The 26,639-nt window shown below is 64.6% G+C and carries 18 protein-coding genes and 2 pseudogenes; 11 read left to right on the forward strand and 9 right to left on the reverse strand.

From position 1 onward, the window contains the following. The first annotated feature begins 1 nt into the window (after position 1). The 5 genes from MJ602_RS02030 (at position 2) to MJ602_RS02050 (ending at position 6,051) form a co-directional block, all read left to right on the forward strand. Entirely contained in the window at positions 2–3,121 is a 3,120-nt protein-coding gene (locus tag MJ602_RS02030; RefSeq protein WP_243019184.1) for an efflux RND transporter permease subunit, read from the forward strand. Positions 3,122–3,168: 47 nt separating this feature from the next. Beyond that, on the forward strand, positions 3,169–3,546 hold the full coding sequence (locus MJ602_RS02035) for a hypothetical protein (RefSeq protein WP_210931385.1): 378 nt from the start codon (positions 3,169–3,171) through the stop codon (positions 3,544–3,546). A gap of 13 nt (positions 3,547–3,559) precedes the next feature. After that, on the forward strand, positions 3,560–4,123 hold the full coding sequence (locus MJ602_RS02040; protein ID WP_210931383.1) for a hypothetical protein: 564 nt from the start codon (positions 3,560–3,562) through the stop codon (positions 4,121–4,123). A 30-nt stretch (positions 4,124–4,153) separates the two neighbouring features. Continuing rightward, on the forward strand, positions 4,154–5,209 hold the full coding sequence (locus MJ602_RS02045) for a DMT family transporter (protein WP_274754046.1): 1,056 nt from the start codon (positions 4,154–4,156) through the stop codon (positions 5,207–5,209). Between the two features lie 218 nt (positions 5,210–5,427). Then, positions 5,428–6,051, forward strand: coding sequence for a tyrosine-type recombinase/integrase (locus MJ602_RS02050; protein WP_079367226.1), 624 nt, complete (start codon positions 5,428–5,430; stop codon positions 6,049–6,051). A 154-nt stretch (positions 6,052–6,205) separates the two neighbouring features. On the opposite strand, the gene MJ602_RS02055 is transcribed toward MJ602_RS02050, so the two are convergent. From MJ602_RS02055 to MJ602_RS02090, 8 genes are all read right to left on the reverse strand, one after another. Continuing rightward, positions 6,206–6,661, reverse strand: a complete 456-nt coding sequence (locus MJ602_RS02055; RefSeq protein ID WP_243019185.1) for a ubiquitination-like system serine protease family protein — start codon at positions 6,659–6,661, stop codon at positions 6,206–6,208. 4 nt (positions 6,662–6,665) lie between these two features. Further along, positions 6,666–8,072, reverse strand: coding sequence for a ThiF family adenylyltransferase (locus MJ602_RS02060; protein ID WP_243019186.1), 1,407 nt, complete (start codon positions 8,070–8,072; stop codon positions 6,666–6,668). After that, complete coding sequence (locus MJ602_RS02065; protein WP_243019187.1) at positions 8,072–9,001, reverse strand: multiubiquitin domain-containing protein; 930 nt, start codon at positions 8,999–9,001, stop codon at positions 8,072–8,074. The genes MJ602_RS02060 and MJ602_RS02065 overlap by 1 nt, the downstream gene beginning before the upstream one ends. A gap of 92 nt (positions 9,002–9,093) precedes the next feature. After that, positions 9,094–12,519: an ATP-dependent helicase gene (locus tag MJ602_RS02070; RefSeq protein WP_243019188.1), complete on the reverse strand. Its 3,426-nt coding sequence runs from the start codon at positions 12,517–12,519 to the stop codon at positions 9,094–9,096. A 2-nt stretch (positions 12,520–12,521) separates the two neighbouring features. After that, entirely contained in the window at positions 12,522–13,118 is a 597-nt protein-coding gene (locus MJ602_RS02075; RefSeq protein ID WP_243019189.1) for a hypothetical protein, read from the reverse strand. Beyond that, positions 13,115–13,906 (reverse strand): RNA polymerase sigma factor, encoded by a 792-nt coding sequence (locus MJ602_RS02080; protein WP_243019190.1) that lies wholly within the window; start codon positions 13,904–13,906, stop codon positions 13,115–13,117. Before MJ602_RS02080 ends, MJ602_RS02075 begins: the two co-directional genes overlap by 4 nt. A gap of 50 nt (positions 13,907–13,956) precedes the next feature. Further along, a complete protein-coding gene (locus tag MJ602_RS02085) occupies positions 13,957–16,176 on the reverse strand; it encodes a S8 family peptidase (protein WP_243019191.1) in 2,220 nt (739 codons plus the stop codon). Next, positions 16,173–17,339 (reverse strand): AAA family ATPase, encoded by a 1,167-nt coding sequence (locus MJ602_RS02090; protein WP_243019192.1) that lies wholly within the window; start codon positions 17,337–17,339, stop codon positions 16,173–16,175. Before MJ602_RS02090 ends, MJ602_RS02085 begins: the two co-directional genes overlap by 4 nt. A 792-nt stretch (positions 17,340–18,131) precedes the next feature. Between MJ602_RS02090 and ipdC the strand changes: the two genes are divergently transcribed. From ipdC to MJ602_RS16830, 6 genes and pseudogenes are all read left to right on the forward strand, one after another. Continuing rightward, positions 18,132–19,793: an indolepyruvate/phenylpyruvate decarboxylase gene (gene ipdC, locus MJ602_RS02095; protein ID WP_243019193.1), complete on the forward strand. Its 1,662-nt coding sequence runs from the start codon at positions 18,132–18,134 to the stop codon at positions 19,791–19,793. A 114-nt stretch (positions 19,794–19,907) separates the two neighbouring features. Beyond that, entirely contained in the window at positions 19,908–21,314 is a 1,407-nt protein-coding gene (locus MJ602_RS02100) for an aldehyde dehydrogenase family protein (protein ID WP_243019194.1), read from the forward strand. A gap of 17 nt (positions 21,315–21,331) precedes the next feature. Continuing rightward, positions 21,332–21,877, forward strand: coding sequence for a hypothetical protein (locus MJ602_RS02105; RefSeq protein WP_243019195.1), 546 nt, complete (start codon positions 21,332–21,334; stop codon positions 21,875–21,877). Between the two features lie 88 nt (positions 21,878–21,965). Continuing rightward, complete coding sequence (yjjJ, locus tag MJ602_RS02110) at positions 21,966–23,318, forward strand: type II toxin-antitoxin system HipA family toxin YjjJ (RefSeq protein WP_243019196.1); 1,353 nt, start codon at positions 21,966–21,968, stop codon at positions 23,316–23,318. 145 nt (positions 23,319–23,463) lie between these two features. Continuing rightward, positions 23,464–24,198 (forward strand): annotated as a pseudogene (locus tag MJ602_RS16825) (PAS domain-containing protein); the annotation flags it as partial. Positions 24,199–24,315: 117 nt separating this feature from the next. Next, a pseudogene (locus tag MJ602_RS16830) lies at positions 24,316–24,750 on the forward strand (methyl-accepting chemotaxis protein); the annotation flags it as partial. 19 nt (positions 24,751–24,769) lie between these two features. On the opposite strand, the gene recQ reads toward MJ602_RS16830, so the two are convergent. Then, entirely contained in the window at positions 24,770–26,629 is a 1,860-nt protein-coding gene (recQ, locus tag MJ602_RS02125) for a DNA helicase RecQ (protein WP_243019197.1), read from the reverse strand. Positions 26,630–26,639: the final 10 nt, after the last annotated feature.

Below are 26,639 nucleotides of genomic sequence, written 5' to 3' on the forward strand. Positions count from 1 at the left end.
CATGTTCAAGTGGCTACTCGAAAACAGCCTGGCCAACAGGCTGCTGGTGCTGATCGCGGCCGTCGTGCTGATGGTCTATGGCGCGTTCACGCTGACGCGCACGCCGGTGGACGTGTTCCCCGACCTCAACAAGCCCACGGTCACGATCATGACCGAGGCCGGCGGCATGGCCGCCGAAGAGGTGGAGCAGCTGATCACCTTCCCGCTGGAGACGACGATGAACGGCCTGCCGGGTGTGGAGAGCGTGCGCTCCACCTCGTCGGCTGGCCTGTCCTTCCTCTACGTTACCTTCGACTGGAGCGTGGACATCTATCGCGCCCGCCAGCTGGTCGCCGAGCGCTTGTCGGCGATGGAAGAAGGCCTGCCCGAAGGCCTGGTGCCGCGCATGGGGCCGATCAGCTCGATCATGGGCGAGATCATGCAGATCGCGATACCGGTCGACGAGAAGAAGATCAGCCCGATGGCCGTGCGCGAGTACGCCGACTGGGTGCTTCGGCCCCGGCTGCTGGCGGTGCCCGGCGTCGCGCAGGTCATCCCCATCGGCGGCGAGGTGCGGCAGTTCCAGGTGCAGCCGAACACGGCACGCATGGCCGAACTCGGTATCACGCACGACCAGCTGGAGGCGGCGCTGCGCGGCTTCTCGGCCAACACCTCAGGCGGCTTCCTGGAGCTCAACGGGCGCGAGTACCTCATCCGCCACCTGGGCCGCACCTCGCGGCTGGAAGACCTGAGCAACCTGGCCGTGGGCAGCAACCGTGGTCAAGCGATCCTGCTGCGGCAGATCGCCGAGGTGACTTTCGCCGCGGCCATCAAGCGCGGCGAGGGCGGCTTCGAAGGCAAGCCGGCGGTCATCCTGGGCATCCAGAAGCAGCCCACCGCCGACACCATCGCGCTCACGCGCACCATCGAAGAAGCGCTCACAGGGCTGAAGGCTTCGCTACCCGCGGGCATGGAAGCACCGCGCGTGACGTTCCGGCAGGCCAGCTTCATCGAGGCCTCGATCACCACGCTGCAAGGCAAGCTGATCGGCGCGTCGGTTTTCGTCGCGGTGATCCTGTTCTTCTTCCTCGGCACGGTCCGGCCCACCGTGATCGCGCTGACGGCGATCCCGGTGTCGATCTTCATCACCGCGCTGGTCTTCCGCTACTTCGGCCTGTCGATCAACACGATGACGCTGGGTGGCCTGGCGATCGCCATCGGCGGCCTGGTGGACGACGCCGTGGTGGATGTGGAAAACATCCTGCGCCGGCTGAAGGAGGACCGGGCGCGCCACCCACAGCACCGCCTGCACCCGCTGCAGCTGGTGGCCAAGGCCTCCATGGAGGTGCGTTCGGGCATCCTGTACGCCACCGTCATCATCGTGCTGGTGTTCCTGCCGCTGTTCGCGCTGCCAGGCATTGAAGGGCGGCTGTTCGTGCCGCTGGGCGTGGCCTTCATCGCCTCGACGCTGGCGTCGCTGCTGGTGTCGGTGACGGTGACGCCGGTGCTCAGCTACTACCTGCTGCCCCGCCTGAAGACGCTGGACCACGGTGACACGCGCGCCCTGGCCTGGTTGAAGAAGCGCTACCGCGGCGGCCTGCAGGCGGTGCTGAACCGCCCCAAGGCTGCCCTGACAGCCGCCGGCATGGCGGTGCTGGTGGCGGGTGCCGCCGTGCCCTTCTTCCCCACGACCTTCCTGCCGCCCTTCAACGAAGGCACATTGCTGGTGGGCATCCGCCTGAACCCCGGTGTCACGCTCACCGAGAGCTCGGCGTTGGCGCGGCAGGCCGAGGTGCTGATCTCGCAAGTGCCGGAGGTCACGCACGTCGGCCGGCGCAGCGGTCGGGCTGAACTCGACGAACACGCCGAGGGTGTGCACGTCAGCGAGCTCGATGTCGGCATCGTTCCAGCGGAGCAGCTGACGCGCACCATGGACGAGGTCCGGGCCGACATCCGCAGTCGACTGGTCAACCTGCCTGCTGCCATCGAGGTCGGCCAACCAATCTCGCACCGCATCGACCACATGCTCTCGGGTGTGCGCTCGCAGATCGCGATCAAGATCTACGGCGAAGACCTGGACGCCCTGCGCGGCCAGGCTGATGCACTGCGTGCCAAGCTGGCCACCATCCCGGGCATTGCTGACCTGCAGATCGAGAAGCAGGTGCTCGCGCCACAGATCAAGGTGCGCGTGGACTACGCGGCCGCGGCGCAGTATGGCGTGCCGGCGCCGCAGATTCTGGCCACGCTGCAGGGCCTGGTGGAAGGTGAGCGAGTGGCGCAGATCGTCGAGGGCAACCGCCGCTTTGCGCTCGTGGTGCGGCTGCCGGAGTCGGCGCGTTCGATCGAGGGTTTGAGCCAGATCCTCATCGAGACCCCCAGCGGGCGGATCCCGCTGTCGAAGGTGGCGAGCGTCGAAGACAGCGACGGCCCCAACCAGATCAGCCGCGACGACGGCAAACGGCGCATCGTGCTGTCGGCCAACGCCTCGGGCCGGCCGCTGTCGGAGATCGTGGCCGACATCCGCAAGGTGGCCGCCGAGACGAAGCTGCCCGAGGGCATGTTCATCACGCTGGGTGGGCAGTTTCAGGCGCAGGAGGAAGCATCGCGACTGATCGGATTGCTGTCCATCGTGTCGCTGACGCTGATGTTCGTGGTGCTGTACACGCGCTACCAGAGCGCCGTGCTCTCGGCTTTGATCATGGTGAACATCCCGCTGGCACTGGTGGGCGCGGTGATCGGGCTGTGGTTGTCGGGCCAACCGCTCAGCGTGGCCGCCATGGTCGGCTTCGTCACGCTGGCCGGCATCTCGGTGCGCAACGGCATCCTGAAGGTCAGCCACTACATCAACCTGATGCGCTTCGAGGGCGAGCACTTCGACCAGAAGATGATCGTGCGCGGCTCGCTGGAGCGGCTGAGCCCGGTGCTGATGACGGCGCTGGTCACGGCCTTTGCGCTGGCACCGCTGCTGTTCGAGGCCGAACGTCCCGGCACAGAGGTGCTGCACCCGGTAGCCGTGGTGATCTTCTCCGGGCTCATCAGCTCGACCCTGCTCGACACCTTCCTCACGCCCGCCATGTTCTGGCTGTTCGGCCGCAAGCCGGCAGAGAAGCTCATGGATGCCAAGGACGCCGAAGCGCTGTGAGCGCGATCTCAACGATTCCCTGTTCCCACTCCACTGAAAGGAAACTCATGAAAGCCAAGCTCTACGCTGCCGCCGTCATCGCTCTCGCCTTGGCCAGCGCCGCCCATGCCGGAGGCGCACACGATCACAGCCCCAAGCATGGCGGCGTGGTCACCGAGGCCAAGGACATGGACTACGAACTGGTCGCCAAGCCGGCTGCGATCCAGTTGCACCTGCGTGACCACGGCAAGCCGGTCGACGTGTCCAAGGCCAGCGCCAAGCTGACACTGCTCAGCGGCACCGAGAAGCAGGAGGTCGAACTCAAGCCGGCCGGCGACAAGCTGGAGGCCACGGGCAGCTTCAAGGTGGGCCCTGGCACCAAGGTGGTCGCCATCGTCACGATCGCCGGCAAGCCGTCAGGAACCGTGCGGTTTGCGCTGAAGTAGGGCGGGCTCGAACATGAGCAAAGCCCAACTCCCCCAGCGCAGGACCCTGCTGATCGGCCTGGCGGCAGCGGGCCTCGTGCCCCTGTCCGGTTGCATGACGAAGCCCCTCCGCCCGGTCAATGCCGACGGCACCTACTGCTATCGCATCGGCAAGAGCTACCGCCCCAAACTGACCTGCACACCGACGGCGGTTCCGACCGATGCCGTCGAAGCCGATGCCAAGCGCTTCGAGGCCGATCCGGCGTCCCTGACCGTGTACGTGCTGCGCCGCCGCTGGGCGGATGCCAGCCTGATGGTGCCCGTGACGGTGGACGGCGCGGCCAGCATCGCAACCATTCCCGAGTCTCTGGCCCGCCTGCGCCTGAAGCCGGGCGAACACCGCCTGTCGGCGCAATGGGAGGGCCGAAGCGTGGACATCAGTGTCCAGGGACGAGCCGGTGACCTGCGCGTCGTCGAACTCATTGGTTCGGGTTGGACCTGGGGAACGAGCTTCAGCTGGGAGGCCGCTCAGACCGATGAGGTCAAATCGCGGGCGCAGGCGTCGAAACTCGTGGCCGATCTCGACCTCCGGCGTTGACGCGAACGCATCCCGACACCTGACACCACCGTGACCCCCACGATCCGAAGCTCCTTGTTTCATCCGGGTGTCGCCGCAGCGCTGGCGGCTGCGGCGCTGTTTGGCGCCGGCACGCCGATGGCCAAGCAGCTGCTGGGCACCGTGGATCCCTGGCTGCTCGCGGGACTGTTGTACCTGGGCTCCGGCGTCGGGCTGGCGCTGTGGCGCCTTTTCACGCGCGCTGAACCGGTGAAGCTAGCAGCCAATCAACGGGGCTGGCTCGCCTGCGCTGTGGTCGCGGGCGGGGTCGTAGGCCCGCTGTTGCTGATGTTCGGCTTGTCGCGCATGCCCGCGTCGGGCGCATCCTTGCTGTTGAATGCAGAGGGCGTGTTCACGGCCTTGCTGGCGTGGTCTGTCTTCAAGGAGAACTTCGATCGGCGCATTGCACTCGGGATGGTGGCCATCGTCGCCGGCGCGCTGGTGTTGAGCTGGCCCGGCGAGGCGCGCATCGGCGAGGCCTGGCCTGCGCTGGCCGTGCTGGGCGCCTGCGCGGCCTGGGCGGTGGACAATAACCTGACCCGCAAGGTGGCGCTCGCCGAGGCGACGTGGATTGCGTCGATCAAGGGGCTTGTCGCGGGCAGCGTGAACCTGGCACTCGGACTGGCCGTCGGCGCGTCCTTGCCGCCAGTGCCGTGGCTGGCCGGTGCGTTGCTGCTCGGACTCGGGGCCTACGGCATCAGCCTGACCCTGTTCGTGGTGGCGCTGCGGTACCTGGGTACCGCCCGCACGGGAGCGTACTTTTCGGTGGCACCCTTCTTTGGCGCAGCGCTTGCGGTGGCTTGGCTTGGCGAGCCGGTCACGCCGGGTCTGCTGTTGGCGGGTGCCTTGATGGCCGCTGGGGTGTGGCTGCATCTGACCGAGCGTCATGACCACGCGCATGCCCACCATGCCGAGGAGCATGACCATGAGCACGAGCACGACGAGCACCACCAGCACGAGCACGCAGAGGGTACCGTCGCTGGCCGCCACTCACATCCCCATCGGCACGAACCCCTGACCCACGCGCACGCACACTTCCCGGACGCGCACCATCGGCACGGCCACTGAGTCTGCGGGTGCACCAAGCCTGGATCGTGAGGCTTGTGGACTGACTGCTTCAGGTGATCGAGGCCTCCGTCCGCTTCTGGCCGAGAGCGTGAATCTGGCAACGTGTCTGGAAGCTGCCCTTCGTTGTCGTAGCCCGACTTCCTTGCAGCATCGCTAGGCTGGTGTCTCAGCGCCTTGAAGCGCATCCTGTCGAGCCCTCAACTCGATAGGAGATCATCATGGATACCGAAGGCCAAACCGCACATCACGAGCCGTGGAACAAAGGCAAGATTGTTGGGCAGAAGGCACCCTTCAAGGTGAAAGACATCTGGGCGCTGCGCGTACGCCTTCAGATGGAAGGGCGGGTTCGTGAACTCGCGCTGTTCAACCTCGGCATTGACAGCAAACTTCGCGGATGCGATCTCGTTGCACTCAAAGTGCGTGACGTGACCCATGGTGACCAAGTGGCTACGCGGGCCATCGTCATGCAGCACAAGACCAAACGACCGGTCCAGTTCGAGATCACTGGAGTCACCCGGGAAGCCCTGCAAGCCTGGATCAAGAAGGCAGAGCTGAAGTCAGATGACTTTCTCTTCCCCAGCCGACTTCACGAGTCACCACATTTGGGAACCAGGCAGTACGCCCGGATTCTTGGGCACTGGGTGGACGAACTTGGGTTGGATCGATCTGAGTACGGGACCCACTCGATGCGCAGGACCAAGGCAACTTTGATCTATCGCCGGACCAAGAACCTGCGAGCAGTGCAGTTGCTGCTCGGCCATTCCAAACTTGAGTCCACGGTGAGGTACCTGGGTATCGAAGTCGACGACGCCCTTGAGATCTCCGAGCAGACAGAGATCTGAATTGAGCGATGGGAGCGGCACGCCCCAGTGCAGGGGTAGCCGCCCTCAATGGCAGCTTTGTGGAGTTCGACGGAAGCGGCGCTCTCGGCCAATTGCTGTCTTGCGAATTCATGCAGCATTTGACTGCTTCAGGCTGGTTGCAGACGCTCAGCTTTCATCGTCGAGTGACGGCCGCCGCCGAAACCTGCCGTTCGGGGTCCGCTGAGTCGATCGGCTGCTTCGTTCGGAAACCCGCCTCAGCCGTTTGCAAGGCTGCATCCGGCAATTCAACTTCAGTCTTGCACCACTCAATCAACCCACTTCGGATCCAAAAATGACATCGGCACATTCTCTGCTGATGAATAGACGGGGAGACCGTAGGTCGCTGCCAAAAGTCTTGATCGACTTTCCAGCGTGGACGACGTTCGGGATTCAATGACAGTGATATCTGCACACCGCATCCGCCTGGGCAACCCAAGCATGCCCATTTCTTGACCCCGCCGTCCACCACCAGCCACAGCTCACCCGCAGGAATCTCGGTCTTGCCCGGGTGTCGAGCCACTCGTTTAACGAGGAAGTTGAAGTCCAGAAGGCCGAGGCTGCGCAACATCAATGCGAAAAGACGCTTCATACAGTCAGCCAATCACGCCAAGAAAGGGGTTCACGTCACCACGGCCCCAGATGGCCTCGGTTCCACAAACAGGGCAGGTCGGAACTGGTCGGCACGTCGTGGAGCGGTCCTCCACACGGTCGAATCGGCGAATGCGGTTTTGCGCCATGCCGCCTGGGCCGCGAAAACCTGTCAAACCCTGGATCAATTCATCAACTGCAGCGCAAGCAATACTGGTGGTGAATGTGACCACTGCTGGTGCTGGATCGCCACCGCCTGCCACATACGCCTCAGCCTTACGGCGCTCAAACTCCGCAGGATCATTGCGCTGCAAACCTTCGGCTGCAGCACGCTGGGCGTTGACGACGCCAAGACACATCAGGCAAGGGTTGCCTGGTCGGATGGTCGTGATTCGGCCCGTCATGTCGTAGTCCACGCCGCTTTTGGCCGACCGCATACGCAACCCCACGTCGATCAGCGGAATCCCGTAGTAGTGGGAAAGCCGGTTCAGCGTGAGACGCCCCTGGTTGTCATCGGTACAGCCGAAAAGCACGTCGCAAGACCGCAGAACGTCACGCAGCGATGGATCGCCCACCCACGCCCGCCGGGTGACTACGTGGTTGCCCAAACCGCACGCCTCGATTTCGCGTGCGAGGATGTCCACTTTGGCCAGCTTGGCAGGTACGTCTGCAGCGCGTGAACCGTGAACACGATTGAGGTTGGTCGTGTCGATCGTGTCGTTGTCCATCAACGCCAGGTGACCGACCCCCAGCCGAGTCAGCAGCGAAGCCACGGCACTGCCCGTACCGCCGCAACCGATCACGCCGACGCGCAGCGCCCGCACGATCGGATTGAATCCTTTGCCGAACAGTGCTGCTTGCCGAGCCAAAAACGCCGTGTCTTCGTGCCCAGCATCCTCACGCCAGATCTTGATCTGGCTTCCGACAATGGAGATCGATGAGGCTTGCGTGGATGCCTTGGCCGATGTCCACAGGCGCCCCACGATGGCGTCGTCCTGGCCGAAGACCATGCTGGCAAGCCCCTGTGTGCCCTTGTTGAAGGTGGTGCGCGCTAGCTCAGCTTCGTTGCGGTCGTCCTGGTCGGAGAAGAACGCCTTGGCCCCAGGATGTGTGTGAACCAGCCCAGGAACGAGGTTGCGGTGCTGCGCCAAGCCCAGCAGCCGCATGAATCCCTGCGTCGACCACGTCACATGCGTCGAGGAGGACGAAACCATTTCGTCTGACGTGATCGGCACCACCTCGTGCGAGATCAGGCGGATGCGTGGCTGCTTGGACCACGGGTCTGCTGCGATCTCGGCCTTGCCGAACAGCACATAGGCGGCTGCCTCAGTGCCGTTTTCCCGGTGAAGGAGCGTGCGCAGCGCCGCTTCATGGGATTCAAGCAAGATGATGTCCAGCGCTGCGGCCGACATCACTTGGCCTCCGCTAGTGCGTGCTCGATGCGCTTGATCATCGTGTGCAGGCCATCGACACCCGGCCGCCAGCTGGTGTTGTGGCGAGACCAGCGTTGCCAGTTGCGGCCCATGAAGGCGTGCGGCTGATCCGCACATGTCGGGTAGCGATCAGCAGACACCAGCGTCAACCAGGGGTCGCAGAAGAACATATCCGGTGCCACGTCGGGATAGCCGGGCGGGAGGATCACCAACACGTCGGCCGCAGGGTGGTTGAACTTGCCTTGCGGCAGTTGCATCTGCTTCAGCACAACACCCGTGTGCATGCCGTCACCGACCACTTCCACGGCGAAGCCGTGGCTGTCCAGATAGCGCTGATCGGCCTCCGGCAGCGCCGCGAGTCCTTCCGTCGTGTCACGGATCAGCGTGATGAAGCGCTCGATGCCCGGCTTGCTGAGGTCGAGCAAGTCGGCGTCGCGGATGAGAACATCCTGGCCGCCGCCGCGGACTTCGAGGTAGACGTCATAGGTGTCGGTAGGGACGCCAGCCAACGCCTTCAAGATCTTGCCGCTGATCGAGGGCTTACCCCATTCCATTTGGCGATCGTCGATCGTGAACTTGAATGCGCGGTCCGTCTGGAAGATGACGAAACGCTCCGCGCCGCGCTCACGCAAGTCGTAAGTCTCGTCGAGACGCAGATCTTCAAATTCGCCGGATGGCAGGATCGCGTAGATGCTGTAGTCAGCCACCGGGCGAACTCCAGCAGCCTGCAGGATCTGGCGGCCGGTGGGGACCGGATCACTCAGATCCAGGTTGAGCTCGTTGAGCTGTTCATCGGCCACCACGATACGGTAGAGGTGTGCCAGACGAAGGCCACGGCCTTCGCGGATGGCGGCACCGATGTCTTCGAGCGGGATGCGGCTGTCATCGCCAGGATTTTGCGTTTGCATTTGATTGACTTTCTGTCGGCCATCTGCGGGATTGCAGTTTTCTTGGCCTCCACTAAGTCAATCGCGGTCAAAATCCGGACCGGAAAGCTGAATCAAACTTTTTTTATGGTGATCGCGCCAGCCGGGAGGTCGCCGCAGATAAAGAAGCTGGGGCACCTCGGGCAAGTGCGCGCCTCTTCCTTTACAGGGAAGTCGCCAGCGCGGACACGCCTGACGAAATCCTGGACCTTCTCTCTGCGCGTCTTGAGTTTGCGCTCTGTGATCTCCATCGGTTGCGTTGTCTCGCTAGTCAGGTAGGTCACCTCGACCTGGGCCGATCCGCCATACTCCTGCGTGGTCGCGAGGTGGAGCAAGGTGTACTCGATGTCATCGAAGGCATTGGATCTGGGCTTCCCGGTCTTGACGCGCCGAACGACGATTTGCCCGTTGTCGCCTCGGGCGACACTGTCCGGTCGGACAAGTATTTCGCCTTCCGCCCAGCCGAGCGAGATGGGAGTCGCGGGAGCCGGTACGCCGCGACTGCGGGTCTCAACTACAACATCCACAAGCCGCCGAGCGATGCTGCGGTAGTCTTCCGCATAGCCATGATCGACCGGTCCCTTTGATTGCCATGCCTGGTCGAAGCGTACGCCGAGTTCGGCTTCGGTCGGCATCGTCATTGCATGCACGGTCTTGAGCCAATCGAACACGTCCGAAACAACGTTGTGCATCTTCATGAAGGCCGTCTCCGTGCGGCGGCCTCCAAGTTTCATGACGTGGGTATAGAGAAACCGGCGTGGACATCGTTCGAACAGGTTGACTTGACTGTCGGTCCAGGCCGGCTTCTGCTCCCAAACAATCTGCAGGGCTGACGATGCTCGCAGTCCTGCATGGCGCTGAGCCGGAATCGGCGGTTGGATCAGGTGATGCAGGATGGAGGGCATGAACTTGGAAGGGTTGCGCGTTCTGCCATCCGACTGAACTGACGACGCGTAGAGGAACAACCGATCGCGCGCACGGGAGAGGGCGACGAAGAACAGGCATTCTTCCTCTTCATCGTGTCCGGCCTTCACCGCTTCCAGTCCGGTCATTTCGTCGGAGCCATGAATGAGCCCGTCGGGTGGCACGCAGCGCGGTGCCATGTTGTTGCGCGGCAAGCCCGAGGTCACCATGCCAGGAATATGCACTGCGTGGAACTCGAGCCCCTTGCTGGCATGGATCGTCATCAGGCGGACGGCATCGATGCCGTCGGCAACACCTGGCAAATGGCGCAGCCCACGATCTTCCGAAAGTAGGACGAGTCGGCGAATACGATCAAGGAGACGCACGCAAGGTGAACCGGTGTCGGAGGGTTGCTGACGGCAGAAGTTGAGGAACTGCCACAGTGCCAAGCCCTTCATCCTGCTTCGTGCATCGCCTGCCAGATACAGCGACTTGGCGAGGCCGAGCCGATCTATCACCCATGTGGTCAAGATGCTCCAAGGGTTGCCCATCGGACTCACCCCATCGAAAAGCATGGCGGCCCGGGCTAGTGCCGTCTTGCTGGCTTCCGCAAGTTCCGGTGGCCAATTTTTATTCAGGCGCCACTCGAGAGGCGCCACTTTGCTTTCGCGCAGGCATTCGATGATCTGCACCACATCTTGCAGCGGCAGTTCGTAAGTCGACATCGTGGACACGCGCACCAGTCCAACGGCATAGGGGTCGCTCAGCATCGAGAGCATGGCGAGGAGATCCTTGATCTCCGGTCGCTCAAACAGACTCCCAAGGTGAAGCACAGGAATGCCTCTGGCTTCGAGGCCCTCGGCAATTTCGCTCAGGCGGGCATTGGATGCGCAAAGAAGCGCTTGATGACGGAATGCAGTGCCGGCTTCCTGTTGATGCTTGATCGTGGCCGCCACCGCTGAGATTTCGTCATCCGTTGAGCGCACAACCTTGAATTCTGGCCTGGCGCCCGAAGCACCGCGGCTTGCATTCAGATGCAATGGCATGGAGCCAGTCGATGCTTTCATCGTGCCGGAGAAGGCAGTAAAGGCATCGATGACCTCTTGTCGAGAACGATAGTTGACGCCGAGTTGGGCGATTTGCGCTCCGGGAAAATCCAAGCTGAATTGAGCCATGTTGGTGGCCGATGCGCCGCGGAACCGGTAGATGGATTGCCGCGCGTCTCCGACCACCCAAAGGTTTCGACCTTCACCAACAATGGCTTTGAGAAGGCGCACAGACGAGCGGTTTACGTCCTGGTATTCGTCCACCAGCACATGGTTGTGCCGCGCGCGCAAAGCACTTCTCACCTCAGCATCGTTTTCTACCAGTCGCACAGGTTGGGCAACCAGATCTCCGAAATCGATCAGTTGCCTCGCCGTCATCAGGCGCTCGTAAGTCTCGTAGACCAAGGCAACTTCCATGCACTTCTCGGCGTTCTTCATCGCCTCGGCATCCGTACCGCAAGTCTGTTCCATGGCCACGGCCAATGCCCGGTAGCCGGCGGCATCGACCACTTCGTCCTTGGCGCGTGAAATCGCACTGAGCATGTCACTGAGATCAAGCGCCGGATCCCACAAGTTCCGGAAGTGGCGCAGCGATAGCCGTGGCAGCTCGTCCTCCAGCAGTTCGATGCCTTCGGATCGATCAATGAGACGGGGGTTGGCGGGAAGTCCGAGCTTGTCGTGAAAACGGCGCACGATATCCAAGCCGAATGCGTGAAACGTACCGATCCACATCGCTGCGGCAGCCCGCGGATTCCGGGCGGCGAGCCGCTCGCATAACTCGTTCGCCGCCTTGTTGGAGAACGTGAGAACAAGGATGGAGATCGGATCCACGCCCTCAGCCAGAAGACTCTCGATGCGCTGCACCAGTGTGCGGGTCTTGCCCGTTCCCGGGCCTGCTTGTAACTGAAATGCCGTGTTGCGATGGTTAGCCGCCTCCATCTGGGTAGGGTCAGGTGTGGGTACGGCAGCTGCTGCGGTAGGCTCCACGACGGCAGGTAGCTCGTTCGGCAAGAGCAGCGAATCCAGCAGTTGCTGCTGGACCACTTGCAAGGGTGCTCCGAGGCGTGTGGCGATATCGGCGGAGGAGCAACCGCAGTCGATGTAGTGGTGCCGCACCATTGAACGCGGTAGCAGGAGCTCGCGCGCAAACAGATCCATCCGGACCTCTCTGCGTTCCCTGGCGCCGTAGTCGAGCACGCGTTCCACGCCGACCGGTGCATCTTCGGCCGAACGGCCGGGTTCGACTTCACCTGTCACCACGTTCTGAGCATCACCCTCCAAGACGAAATGTCCCAGTTCGTGCGCTATCAAAAAGGCGCGGTCGAATGCCGAACCGATGTCTTCATACAGGATGCACTCGGCTTCACGGTCGAGCACTGCACGACCGCCTTTCAGTGCCGAGTCACCAGTCGCTAAAGCATACACATCGAGATCTCGCCGAGCCGCTTCGCGGCTGACGAGTTCGAGCAGGTTCCATGGATCAACACCGTCCGCGACCGCAGCTTGGTGGATGCGTTCTGCCTCGCGCCGTGCGGCCTCGGTTGCATCCATGATCAGTCTCCCAATGCCTGCAGAGCTTCCTTTTGGGCAGGTGTCAGCTGGGATGTCTCGACCGCTTGATTGAACGGTATCTGGGCGGTCACTTCGGGCTTCACGTTGGATCGAAAACTCAGGCTGGACGCCATGGTGGGCGGGCTACGCAGATAGGCCGAAACAGCATCAGCGGTCGCGCCAAGTTCGGCAGCGAGCTGCTGAACGAAGCGTCGGGGAAAGGTGGCGGCATCGATTGCTCGTTCGCGCACGCGAATCAAGAACAAATTGCTGACGTCCAACCTCCTGGCTATTGACTTGAACGCTGTGGGTTGCAACTGCGCAAAGGGGTTGGTGATAGCAACAGTGCCTTGTGCCGACCCCATTGCTGCCTGGAATTGCCGCCAAGCCTGATCGACGACCTGATCTGACGAAACCTGAACCTCGTCGCCGGAGTGGGAGCCATCCATCATCAGCTCAATCGAGCAATCCACGAGGGCCAGCGCATGTTCCGGGTACTGGTTTAAGTAATGATCCAACGTGGCGCGGTCATGCCGGGGCTCGACGGAAAACGCATGGAGAACTTCTTCTTCGTCGGGTCTGGAATTTTCGGTGTTCATAGTTCGACTTCCTTTTCAAGGATGGCCTTGAGCGCCTTGCAGGCGCGAGTCTTCCTGTTGCGAACCGTCCGTTCGTCGCAATCGAGCATGCGTGCAATGGTCATGACATCTGGATCCTTGGCGTCAATTGGAATTCCCTGCAGAAATAGGCCGATGACCTGCTTCTGATCGCGGGGTAGACGGTCAATCGCAGCGAATAGCACCAACCGGAAAGCAGGATCGTCAATTTTTTGTGGGTCGCCACTCAGAAACTCTTCGAGTGCCGCTTCGACTGCAGCGGAAATCTCAGGGCCCTCACCATCTTGACTACCTAGCGGAACCGCCTTGATCTTGCGAGTGGCGGGGCCGATCTTGCGCAGCACAGTGGTTCGAAGCGCAACCATCGCCTTGTCAAAGCGGATTTCGTAGAAGTCCAGCAAACCGGGGTGTGTGTTGCAGTCCTTGGTGAGTAGGACGACGAAACGGCTGCGAATCTCATCGCGAATGTCTGCTGCACCGTCCATGCGCGTATCAGGTATCGCTGAGTACAGCGACTGATCAATACGTTTCAAAAGGATGCGAAAGGTCTTCTCGAACTGCCCGTGATCTCCATCGACCCACGCTCGCCGCAGGAAGTGAAGCACGACCTCCGTGGGCACATACTGCGGATGCTTTCTTGACGCGCTGTCGAACCGCGAAAGCCGAGCCCCTGCGTCGAGCACCTCAAGCTTCTCGATGCAAACCTCGATCTCAGGTGGCCGCTCGTAGGGCTTGCCGTCTTTGTCCTTGCGTTTGAGTGCTACCGGCATTCCTTGACTCCCGTATTCTTGTTTGGTAGATCAGGGTGACTGTGTTCGTTTCAACGAATGCGGATCGGCAACGACACTTGCGGCTGGATCGGCACCAGCGTCTTCGCATAGGCGCGCAGGATTTCGTTGTAGAGGTCGGCATGCTTGGGGGCCTCGACGGTGATGATCAGCGCGTAGCGGATCTTCTCGGCACCGTTGGCCTTATGGCCAGCTTCGCGCGCGTTGTAGTGGATGTCGAAGACCGGATTCTTGAGGGTGCTGCCGCGCATGTTCTTCGCGCTGTGCAACACCGTTTCCCATTTGCCCATGTCGGAGCGGCGTTCTTCCTCGGTGGCGTATTTCTTCATGTCGAAGAAGCTTTTGGTGTCGGCGTTGGCCTTGCCGTGCTTGATCTTCTCGTCGCTGGGACGGAAAACGACTTCCAGGCCTGCGCGCGTGTAAGCGGCGGCGTCCTGCGGATCGGTCGGCGAGGCATAGCAGAAGGTCGCCTTGAGGCGGATACTGCCTTTCAGGCCGCCGATGGGCAATGGCAGTGAGGCGCGCAGGTATTTGCCCGGCTTCAACTCTCCCTGGTAAACCACGCGCGCGACCCCTTCAGGGCAGGTGATGATGCTCATCAGGTCTTCGGGCACCTTGCCCCAGCCGACTTCGAGCTTGTCGTGCGTCGCAGCGTCTGCGGCGTGGACCAGCAGCGCCTTGATCGCCAACGGCGACAACTCGGCTCCGAGGATGGCGCGAATGCCGACCGCGCTGCGCAACAGATACGGAGAAGCGAAGCTGGTGCCCAGCTGCGGCGAGAGCGCCGCTTTCTTTCCCGGTGAGAGCACATGGAAGTAGTTCCCGGCATTGCCACCGAACGCCATCAGGTCAGGTTTGATGACACCCGGGCTGCGGCCAGGGCCGACGGCACTGTACGGTGCACGCGCCCAGGTGGCTTCAGTGTCGTTGGCTGCCCCGACGGCCAACGCGTTGACGCAGTCCGAAGGCACCTGCACGCGGGCGTTGCCGGAGGCCCGGTCCATTTGGCCGTTGTTGCCAATGGCCACGGTCATCAAGGTGTCGCCATCGCTCAGCAGGTCGTCGATGACCGACGTCCAGGCGTGTACGTCGGTGTCTTCAATCGGCAGGTCAGGGCCGAGGCTGAGGTTGATGAACTGGTACTGCCGTGAGAGCAGCACCTGCTCGACGAAGCCCAAGGTCCGGTACAGCTCCAGCGGGTCTTCCGTATCGGCGTCCTTGTCGAGTACGCGCAGGTGGTCTACATAGGCGAAGGGGCGGCTGGCGGCGCCGTTCGGCTGGATGGGACCGAACAGGAAGGCGGAGCTGACGGCCAAGCCATGCTCCAGGCCCGCCGGATCGTCCTGCGCGTCTTCGTCCAGGACACGGTAAGAGCGCAGCCACGGGCCGATGGCGTTTTGTTTGGGCAGACCGCCGTCGAGGATGGCGACCTTGGGCTCTGAAGACAGCGGCTGTTCGGTCGGCAGGCTACACCCAACCGTCACCTCGCCCGTTCGGTGAACGGGCCGCATGCCTCGCAGCTTGGGCACCGGACGGATGACGCGCACGAAGACGAATTCGGCAAGCCGCTCGATGTGATCGTGCTTGCCTTCGACGGGCACGAACCACAGGTTGCCAGCCGTGAAGCCCAGGTCGCTGTGAACCTTGACACTCACCTCCTTGGCGTACTTCACGAAGGCCTGCTGGACGAACAGGCGGCTTTCCTCGGGTAGCAGGTGAATGCCGACCTCAAAGAAGCGATCCTTGGCGCTGCCGTAGTCTGCAATGCGCTCACGAGGCGTGAAGGCGGCAAACTGCTCGATGTGTGCCAGGTCCAACGCTTCGTCTGACTCGGGTTCGATCTGCCGAGTCCATTCATTGAGATGGCGAAATGCCTGGCGTTTGCCGGCGACAAACAGTTCTGTCGTCGTGCACTCCTGTGGCTCGCCCCTCTTGGTCCAGCCGCCAGGTGTCACCTTCACGGTTCGGCTACCGACCGATTCCAGGCCGACGGTGCGAAGCATCGCCGTTGGGAAGAACGACCGGGCGATGTAGCTGGGGTTCATCGTCAGTCGGGCGACCCCGAAGTCGCCAGGACAAGCGTGCGGGGGGAAGGCGTCCAGGGACGTTGCGGTCGCCACGAATTGCGGTGTCAGTCGCTGTGCGGCCTGTGCGAAGGAGTACACCTCCGCTTTGCCTGGCATGCGCTTCGGCCCTTTGATGTCATGCGTCAGCAGCTCGCCGCGCCCGATCAAAAAATTGGTTTGGCTCATGCTTCAGGCTTTCCTTTCGAGGTCTTCTTCGCTGCTACCGGTTGCTCGCTGGTGTACTTGCGGATCGTGTCGCGGCTGACGCCTGTGATGTCGGAGATGGTGTGTTGCGACAGGCGGGTTTGCTTTGCCAGAAGGACGGCCAGATCGATGCGGCCTTGGCGTTCCAAAACCAATGCGCGCGATTTGACGAACTCTTCGATCAGATCGGCGTCCGAAGCCGTGCCCAATGCAACAGCGCGCCGGAAACGCTGGAGATCCCGCTCGATGTCGCTGAACGACTCGCCGTTGAAAGCGAAGGTCAGGATGTCGATCCAGCGGCCGAATAACGCATAGTCCGGCCCGAGAAAGCGCTTGATCGCCTGTTTGACGGCAGGCATTTCCGGCGCCTTGAAGTTGATCACCAAGTCGAAGCGACGCCACAGCGCCGGGTCGATCAGTTCCGCGTGATTCGTAGCCGCTAGCAATAAGCCGGTAGCAGGCCATTCATCGACTTCCTGCAGAATGACCGTGACCAGGCGCTTCAATTCGCCAATGTCGGTGTCGTCGCTGCGGCGTTTGGCGATGGCGTCGATTTCATCGAGCAGCAGCACGCAGGGGCTGCGCTTGGCGAAGTCGAGTGCGGCGCGCAGGTTGCTCCCGCTTCGCCCGAGCAGGCTGCTCATGACGGCGGTCAGGTCGAGCACATACAGCGGCACACCCAATTGAGACGCCAGCCAGCGCGCGGTCAGCGTCTTGCCGACGCCCGGTGGGCCGACGAAGATGGCCGAACGCGTGGGGTTCAGGCCCATCGATGCCAGTCGCTTGGTCTGGCGGCGTTCCTGGATCAACTGGCTCAAGGTTTCTTCCAGGTCTAGAGACAGCAGCGGTTGCTCACGATCAGGGTCGTCCTTGAAGACCTTCAGCAGCGACAACCTCGATTCGTCATCGACTGGTAGTGGCTGCGCCGCGGACGCGGGCGGCGCGACCTTACGCATTGGAGCGCTTGCGCGGGGTGCCTTCGCGCGCAGGTACAAGTCCATCTGTTCAGCTAGTTCTGGGTCCGTGTTGCGGTACTTGCGTACTAGCCGGGCCACGAACAGCCGCACATCCTCCGTCTGCTCTGCGAGTGCAAGCCGGATCAGCTGGGCTAAATCTGACTGAACATCATTCATTTCGTCCAACATTTGCGTAACTTGTTGATATTAAAGAGAAATTTACAAATAAAAAATGGAATAGTGATATTTTCTCACGTTTCCGATGTAAGCGCTGAAAAAGATCTCAAGCGCAGCCGCTCACGCACCAAAATGGGGAACCATGTCCCAAGCACGCCAGATCGGATAAGAGACCCTCCTAGCGCAGTGAACCGCCCCAGGGGCGGGTTCAGAACGACCGCTGAGGTTCGACAGCGCGAGTTCGACCCTTAAAGTAGACGTTCATGGCAGGTTGAAGGGGTGACCTGCCGCCCGCCAGGCTGAATGACCGCAGCGCACTCGACTCCGGTCATTGCAGTCGCCCAACTTTCAGGTGAGCCGACGACGGCTTCAAGTCACGCACCGGGAAGCTGTCTCTCGGCTTCGAACGTCCGCAATCGCTGCGAAGCCGTCATTCGGTCGTACAACCCGAACATCACTCCGAGGTCGATTTCTACCGTTGGCCTGTCCCACGTAGCAGCCTCTTTCCATCCGAACGCCCGGCACCAGCACCTAAGCGTCGGCACGACATGCCTCCGAATTTTCCGTGCGCGCAGTGGAAGAATCAGCCACCTTTGACGCGCGAAGCACATCGGATCGAAACACACAATTAACGCGCGTTATGAATAAATTACGCAAACAAACTGCACACAATTTGCCTTAAAGACACAAATAATTGTGCATTTCGGCCATTGGTTTACGTCCTGCGTTTGATCCAGATCAGTGCCTTTGCCCCCCAGCCGCCACGATCATCCGGGCTTTGCAGAACCCCCCGGAGACATCCCCATGACCCTCGGCCTTGCGCTGTTGCGCGCCCTCAAGAACCACGGTGCGCAGGAAATTTTTGGCATTCCCGGCGACTTCATCCTGCCGCTGTTCAAGCAGATCGAGGAAAGCAACATCCTCCCCCTGGTCACGCTGAGCCACGAGCCCGCGCTGGGCTTTGCCGCCGACGCCGCCGCGCGCATGCACTGCGGCCTGGGCGTGGTGGCGGTCACCTACGGCGCGGGCGCGCTCAACGTGGTCAACGCCGTGGCCAGCGCCTACGCCGAGCGCTCGCCGCTGGTCATCCTGGCCGGCTGCCCCGGCGAGGTGGAGGCGCATTCGGGCCTGGTGCTGCACCACCAGGTGCGCCACATCGACTCGCAGTGGCGCATCTTCAGCGAAATCACCTGCGACCAGGTGCGCCTGTCCAACCCCGAGACGGCGCCCAAGGACATTGCCCGCGTGCTGCGCAACTGCCTGGAGCTGTCGCAGCCCGTGCTGATCGAGGTGCCGCGCGACATGACGCTGCACCCCATGGCCGAGGTGCCGGTGCTGCCGCCCAGCGCCTTCAGTGCGGATGCCGTGGCCGAGTGCGCGGATGAATGGATGGCGCGCATCCAGGCCGCCAAGCGCCCGGTGCTGGTGGTGGACGTGGAGGTGCGGCGCTTTGGCATCGAGGCGCGCGTGGCCGAACTGGCGCGCCGCCTGCAGCTGCCCGTGCTCACCACCTTCATGGGGCGCGGCCTGCTGGCCGACGACGGCGTGCACTCCGGCGTGCAGCTGCACGGCACCTACCTCGGCGTGGCCGGCGCGCCCGAGACCAGCGCGCTGCTCGACGACTCCGACCTCCCCGTGATGCTGGGCGCCATCCTGTCGGACAACAACTTCGGCGTGAGCGCGCAGCGCATGGACTTCCGCCGCGCGCTGATTGCAGCGCACCGCGAGGCGCGCGTGGGCCACCACCTGTACCAGAACATCCCGCTGGCCGCGCTGGTCGAGGCGCTGCTGGAGCGCGCCCCGGCCGCGGGCCAGCGCACCGCGCACGCGCAGCCGCCGAAGCTGGAATACCCCACGGGCCTGGTGGCCGACGACGCACCGGTGTGCGCGGCCGACCTGAGCCGCGCGCTCAACGACCGCATCCTGGCGCACGGGCCCATGAACATCGTCTCCGACATCGGCGACTGCCTGTTCGCCGCCATGGAGCTGATGCCCACGCCGCTGGTGGCGCCGGGCTACTACGCCACCATGGGCTTTGGCGTGCCGGCCGGCATCGGTGCGCAGGTGGCCACGGGCCAGCGCAGCCTGATCCTGGTGGGCGACGGCGCCTTCCAGATGACGGGCTGGGAGCTGGGCAACTGCCCGCGCCTGGGGCTGGACCCCATCGTCATCGTGCTCAACAACCAGACCTGGGAAATGATCCGCGCCTTCCAGACCGAGTCGCGCTGCGCCGCGCTGGGCGACTGGCACCTGGCCGACGCCGCCGACGCCCTGGGCGGGCGCGGCCACCGCGTGCACACGCGCGCCCAGTTCAAGGCCGCGCTGGATGCCGCCTACGCCGAGCGCGGGCGCTTCCAGCTCATCGAGCTGATGGTGCCGCCGGGCGACAGCACGCCTACGCTGCGCCGCTTCTCCGAAGGCATCCGCGCGCTGCGTGCGCGGGCCGCGGCGGCCGCCACCACCTGATTGCTTCCCCCGCGCGGGGAATGCTCCGCAAGCCCCGCGCAGACGGGGCCGGGAGCGGCGCATCCGCGCCTTGCCTCGCGCTCTTTTGCCAGCCCACCACCCCAGGAGACAACCATGCCCGACTTCACCCTCACCATTGGCGGCCAGAACGTCGCGGGCGCCGCCCGCCCGATTCCGGTCATCGACCCGTCCACCGGCCAGGCCTTCACTGAAAGCCCCGCTGCCACCGTGGCCCAGCTCGACCAGGCGGTCGATGCCGCCGCCCAGGCCTTCGCCACCTGGCAGCACAGCAGCCACGCCGAGCGCAGCGCCGCGCTGGAGCGCGTGGCCGGGGCCATCGAACAGCACGCGGCCGAGCTGGCCGACCTTGTCGTGCGCGAGCAGGGCAAGCCCCTGGCGCTGGCGCAGATGGAAGTGGGCGGCGCCGTGGCCTGGACGCGCGCCGCCGCCGCGCTGTTGATTCCGGTCGAGGTGATTGAGCAGCGCGAAGGCAAGCGCATTGAGCTGCACCGCAAGCCGCTGGGCGTGGTCGGATCGATCACGCCGTGGAACTGGCCGCTGATGATCGCCGTGTGGCACATCATGCCGGCGCTGCGCGCGGGCAATGCGGTGGTCATCAAGCCCTCGCCGTTCACGCCGCTGTCCACGCTGCGCCTGGTGCAGATCATGGCCTCCGTGCTGCCTGCCGGCCTGGTCAACAGCGTGGTGGGCGAGGCCGAGGTGGGCCAGGCCATGGCCGAGCACCCGGGCATTGCCAAGCTGGTGTTCACCGGCTCCACGCGCACGGGCCAGGACATCGTGCGGCGCGCGGCGGGCAACCTCAAGCGCCTGACGCTGGAACTGGGGGGCAACGACGCGGCCATCGTGCTGCCGGGCACCGACACCGCCGCGATCGCCGAGGGCCTGTTCGCCACCGCCTTCCTCAACATGGGCCAGACCTGCGCCGCGCTCAAGCGCCTGTACGTGCACGAGAGCCAGGTCGATGCCGTGTGCGAGCAGCTCGCCGCCATCGCCGCACGCCAGGTGCTGGGCGGCGGCCTGGAGCCGGGCGTCACCTTCGGCCCGGTGCAGAACGCGCCGCAGCTCGCGCGCGTCGAGGAACTGGTGCAGGATGCCCGCGCCCAGGGCGCGCGCATCGTCTGCGGCGGCCAGCGGCTGGACCGGCCGGGCTACTTCTACGCGCCCACCATCGTCGCGGGCCTTTCCAACGGCGCGCGCCTGGTGGACGAAGAGCAGTTCGGCCCTGTGCTGCCCGTCATCGCCTACCGTACGGTCGATGAAGCCGTGGCGCTGGCCAATGCCAGCAGCATGGGCCTGGGCGGCTCAGTCTGGGGTGAGGTGCAGGCCGCCACGGCTCTGGCGCCGCGCCTGGAGTGCGGCACGGTCTGGGTCAACGGCCATGCGGAGGTGCTGCCGCACTGCCCGTTTGGCGGCAGCAAGATGTCGGGCGTGGGCGTGGAGTTCGGCCTGGACGGCCTGCTCGAATACACCCAGCCGCAGCTGCTGAACATCAACGGCTGAGGCAAGGCAGCAGCGCGATGGACACCTACCTCGCCCTGGTGCGCGCCCAGCCCCTGGCCATGGCCATGCTTCAGTTCGCCGTGCTTGGCACGCTGGGCGACCTGCTCGGCGCCTGGCTGGCGGCGCGCCGCGTGCACTGGCCGCTGGGCGGCGGCCTGTGGTGGCGCAAGATGGTCAAGTGGGCGCTGCTGGCCGTGCCGATCAAGGTGGCTTTCGTGGGCTATGCGGGCTTCGTGCAGGCGCTCGCCGCCCACGGCTGGCTGCCTGCGGGCGAGCCGCTGCTGCTGGCGCTGGCCACCTCCGTGGCCATCAACCTGCAGTTCGGCCCGCTGCTGGTGCTGGGCCACCGCTGGCTCAACAACCGCATCAGCGGCACCCGCGGCTGGCAGCACATCGACCGCAGCCTGTGGAGCCTGGCTTGGTTCTGGGTGCCCGCGCACGCCGTCACCTTCGCGCTGCCGCCGGACTGGCGCATCGGCCTGGCGGCGCTGTGGTCGGTGGTGCTGGGGCTGATTCTGGGCATGTACAGCCCGGTGCGCCAGCGCCCGGCGGCGGCGGCCTGAGTGTGATACTTTAGTAAAAAATATCTATTCATGTGCGGTGCTTGCAAGAATGAAAACAGCGAATAAATATCTATTCATATAATGCTGCATGGCAGCACCTACCCCCCATACTGAAGGCATCCTGCAAGCCCTGCGTCGCCACGGCGGCGTGGCCACCAGCGCGCAACTGGTGGACGCGCTGGGTGTGAGCCAGCCCACGGTGTCGCGCGCGCTGGCGCCGCTGGTGCGCGCGGGCCGGGTGCGCAAGGTGGGCGCGGCGCGCTCGCAGCGCTACCTGCTGCCGCGCGCGGTGGCGGGGGTGGGTGACGACATCCCCATCCTGCGCGTCAACACCGCAGGCGTGCCCGCACCCTTTGGCCGCATGGTGCCGCTGGTGGGCGGGGCCTTTTGGGTGGATGAAGTGGACGGCGTGAGCGAGCGCCACGATGGCCTGCCCTGGTTCTTGTCCGACATGCGGCCCCAGGGCTTCATGGGGCGCAACTTTGCGCAACTGCACCCCGAGCTGCAACTGCCCCAGGACCCGCGCCACTGGTCCGACGACGACATGCTGCGCGCCCTGGCGCTGCGCGGCGAGGACCTGCCGGGCAACCTGATCGTGGGCGACGCCTCGCTCGCGCGCTTTCACACCCTCAGCCAGCGCCTGGCGCGGGCCGCCTCGCCCGACGACTACCCGCTGCTGGCGCGCAGCGCGCTGCAGGGGCAGTTGCCGGGCTCGTCCGCCGGGGGCGAGCAGCCCAAGTTCTGCTGCGTGACGCAGGGGCGCAGCGTGATCGTGAAGTTCTCCGGCGCGCTCGACACCCCTGCCGACCAGCGCACCCGCGACCTGCTGCACTGCGAGCACCTGGCCCTGCAGGTGCTGGCCCAGGCGGGCCTGCCCGCTGCGCCCTCGCAGGTGTTTGAGCGTTCGGGCCGGGTGTTTCTGGAGTCCGAGCGTTTTGACCGCTGCGCGCCCTGGCTGGACGATCCGGCGGGTGCGCCGCCGGGGCGCATCGGCATGGTCTCGCTGCTGGTGTACGACGCGCAGTACGTGGGCGAAATGGACCACTGGGCCGCCACTGCCCAGCGCATGCAGGCGCGCGGCCTGCTCACCCCCGAGGACGCCCGCACCCTGCGCCTGCTGGACGCCTACGGCGCACTCATCGGCAATACCGACCGGCACTACGGCAACATCTCGCTGGTACTGGTGGAGGACGACTGGCGCCTCTCGCCCACCTACGACATGCTGCCCATGCTCTACATGCCCATCGCGGGCGAGCTGGTGCCGCAAACCCTGGCCCCCGACCGCATGGTGCCCACGGCGGCCACGCTCGAGGTGTGGCCGCAGGCGCGCGCGCTGGCGCGGGAGTTCTGGTGCGCCGTGGCCGACGACGCGCGGATTTCGCAGGCCTTCCGGGAGATCGCTGGCACCCATGCGGCCCAGTGCACCCCTGCGCTGCCTTGACCCCGTACCGCCGTACGCCACCAGGTCGGTGCTAGGATGAATCGGCGCTGGTAAAGCGCTGCGCCTGCCTTGCGGCGGCGTTCACGCACCGGCGTTGGCGGAGTGCGTTCCGTGCGTATCTGTTGTCTTCTCCCGGAGGTAGAGCATGTTCAAGTTGCTGCGTCGTTGGCGTTCTGCGGTCTGGGTGTTGCGGGCGCTGGATCGCTCCACGGCCATCGTGCACCTGGGCCTGGATGGCAAGGTCATCAAGGCCAACCCCCTGTTTGGTGACATCTTTGGTTTTAGGCCGCAGGAGCTGGAGGGCCAGCCGCACGCCACGCTGTGCCTGCCGGACTATGCCGCCAGCGCGCAGTACCAGGAGTTCTGGCGACGCCTGCGCGCCGGAGAGGCCTTTGGTGGCCTGTTCCAGCGCCGCCACAAGGACGGTCATCTGGTCTGGCTGCGTGCCACCTACAACCCGGTGTTCGACGCCGCCGGACGGGTGACGCGCATCGTCAAGCTGGCCTCGGACGTGACCGCGCAGGTGGAGGGCCGCCTGCGCAGCACCGGCGTGCTGGAGGCCATCGACCGGTCCATGGCCGTGATCGCTTTCAGCCCCGACGGCCATGTCCAACACGCCAACGACAACTTTCTGCAATGCATGGGCTACCAGTTGGACGACGTGCTGGGGCAGCACCACCGCATGTTCTGTGCGCGTGACTACGCAGCCAGCCCTGCCTACGCCTCGTTCTGGGACGGTTTGCGCCAGGGGCGCTACCACCAGGGGCAGGTGCAGCGGGTGAACCGCCAGGGCCGCACCGTGTGGCTGGAGGCCAGCTACAACCCCGTCTTCACCCAGGAGGGCACCGTCTCTGGCGTGGTGAAGGTGGCCACCGACATCACCGACAAGGTGCTGCAAGGCCAGGCGCGCCAGCAGGGGGTGGACACGGCCTACCAGATCGCGCAGGAGACACAAGGCCTCTCCACGCAGAGCGGGCACACGGTGCAGCAGGCGGTGCAGCGCATTGAGGCCATGGCGGCGGCCTTTGAGGACGCGGTGCAGCGCGTGACGGCGCTGGGCCGACAGACCCAGGGCATTGGCGCCACCGTGGGCGCGATCCGGCGCGTGGCCGACCAGACCAATCTGCTGGCGCTCAATGCCGCCGTGGAGGCCGCGCGGGCCGGGGAGTCCGGGCGCGGCTTTGCGGTGGTGGCGGGCGAGGTGCGCCAACTGGCGGCCAACAGCAAGGAGGCCACGGACGACATCAGCCAGACCATTGCCGCCATCCAGACCGAAGTGGCCGCCCTCACCGCGACCATGCAGGCCGGACTGGCCACGGTGCAGGAGGGGGTGGTTCTGGCCAACCAGGCCGTGCAGTCCATGGACCTGATCCAGCAGGATGCGCGCAAGGTGGTGGACGCCGTGCAGGCCTTGCGCTCCGACGGCGGCTGAGCAGGCCTGCGGTGCGGCGTCAGACCGCGCGCACCACGCGCAGCACGTCTTCGCCGTAGGCTTCGAGCTTTTTCGCGCCCATGCCGCTGATGCCCTGCAGGTCGTCCAGCGTGGCTGGGCAGCGCTCGGCAATCGCCGCCAGCGTGGCGTCGTGGAAGATCACGTAGGCCGGCAAGTTGTGCTCGCGCGCCACCTCGGCGCGCCAGGTCTTGAGGTTGATGAAGCGCACCTGCGCCTCCTGGCCCAGGTTGGCGGCGGCTGCAGGCGGCGCGCTCGCGCGGCGCGCCTTCTTGGGCGCGGCGTGGGCCGTGGCCTCGCGCAGCAGCACGCTTTGTTCGCCGCGCAGCACGGGGCGCGAGCCGTCGGTGAGGGTCAGCGTGTCGAAGCTGTGGCCGTTTTCCATGCTCACCTTGTGCAGGCCCACGGCGCCGGTGGCCAGCAGTTGGCGCAGCACGCCGCGCAACTGCGCCTCGGTGTACTCCTTGCCCAGGCCGAAGGTGGAGAGCTTGTCGTGCCCGAACTGCTGCACCTTCTCGGTGTCCTTGCCGCGCACGATGTCCATGATGTGGCCGGTGCCGAAGGTCAGGCCGCTGGCCGCATGCACGCGGTAGATGGTGGAGAGCAGCTTGCGCGCCGCGTCGGTGCCGTCCCACACCGGCGGCGGGTTCAGGCAGTTGTCGCAATTGCCGCAGGGCTGTGAACTCTCGCCAAAGTAGGCCAGCAGACGCACGCGCCGGCAGTCCGTGGCCTCGGCCAGGCCCAGCAGGGCGTCGAGCTTGCCGCGCATCACGGCCTTGAACTCCTCGGCGGCGGGGCTCTCGTCGATCATGCGGCGCTGGTTCACCACGTCGTTCAGGCCGTAGGCCATCCAGGCGTCGGCGGGAAGGCCGTCGCGGCCGGCGCGGCCGGTTTCCTGGTAGTAGCCCTCGATGTTCTTGGGCATGTCCACGTGGGCCACAAAGCGCACGTCGGGCTTGTCGATGCCCATGCCGAAGGCAATGGTCGCCACCATCACGATGCCTTCCTCGCGCAGGAAGCGGTCCTGGTGGCGCTGGCGCACTTCTGGCGCCAGGCCCGCGTGGTAGGGCAGGGCGTTGAGGCCGGCCTCGCACAGCGTGTCGGCCAGCTCCTCCACGCGCTTGCGCGACTGGCAATAGACCACGCCCGCGTCCTCGGGGTGTTCGCGCTCGATGAAGCGCAGCAGCTGCGTGGTGGCGTCCTTCTTTTCCTCGATGCGGTAGCGGATGTTGGGCCGGTCGAAGCTGCTGACGAACTGCCGCGCCTCCTGCAGCTGCAGGCGCTCGACGATGTCGGCGCGCGTTAGCGCATCGGCCGTGGCCGTGAGGGCAATGCGCGGCACACTGGCGTAGCGCTCGTGCAGCACGGTGAGCTGGCGGTACTCGGGCCGGAAGTCGTGCCCCCACTGGCTCACGCAGTGCGCCTCGTCGATGGCGAACATCGACAGTTGGCCGCGCTGGTGCAGGCCATCCAGCAGTTCCAGGAAGCGTGGCGTGGTCAGCCGCTCGGGCGCGGCGTAGAGCAGGGTGATCTCGCCGCGCGCCAGGCGCCGCTCCACGTCCAGCGCCTGCTGCCAGTCCAGCGTGGAATTGAGGAAGGCCGCCTCCACGCCCGCCTCGTGCAGCGCGCCCACCTGGTCGTGCATCAGCGCGATCAGTGGCGACACCACGATGGCCACGCCCTGGCCCGCCCGCTGGCGAGCGATGGCCGGCACCTGGTAGCACAGGCTTTTGCCGCCGCCCGTAGGCATGAGCACCAGCGCGTCGCCGCCCGCCACCACATGCGCCACGATGGCCTCCTGCGGGCCACGAAAGCGCTCGTAGCCGAAGACGTCTTTCAGGATGGAATGCGCGGGGGACAAACGGATGCTC

This window comes from Simplicispira sedimenti (assembly GCF_022760965.1).
In the GTDB taxonomy this organism is placed as follows: Bacteria; Pseudomonadota; Gammaproteobacteria; order Burkholderiales; family Burkholderiaceae_C; genus Simplicispira; species Simplicispira sedimenti.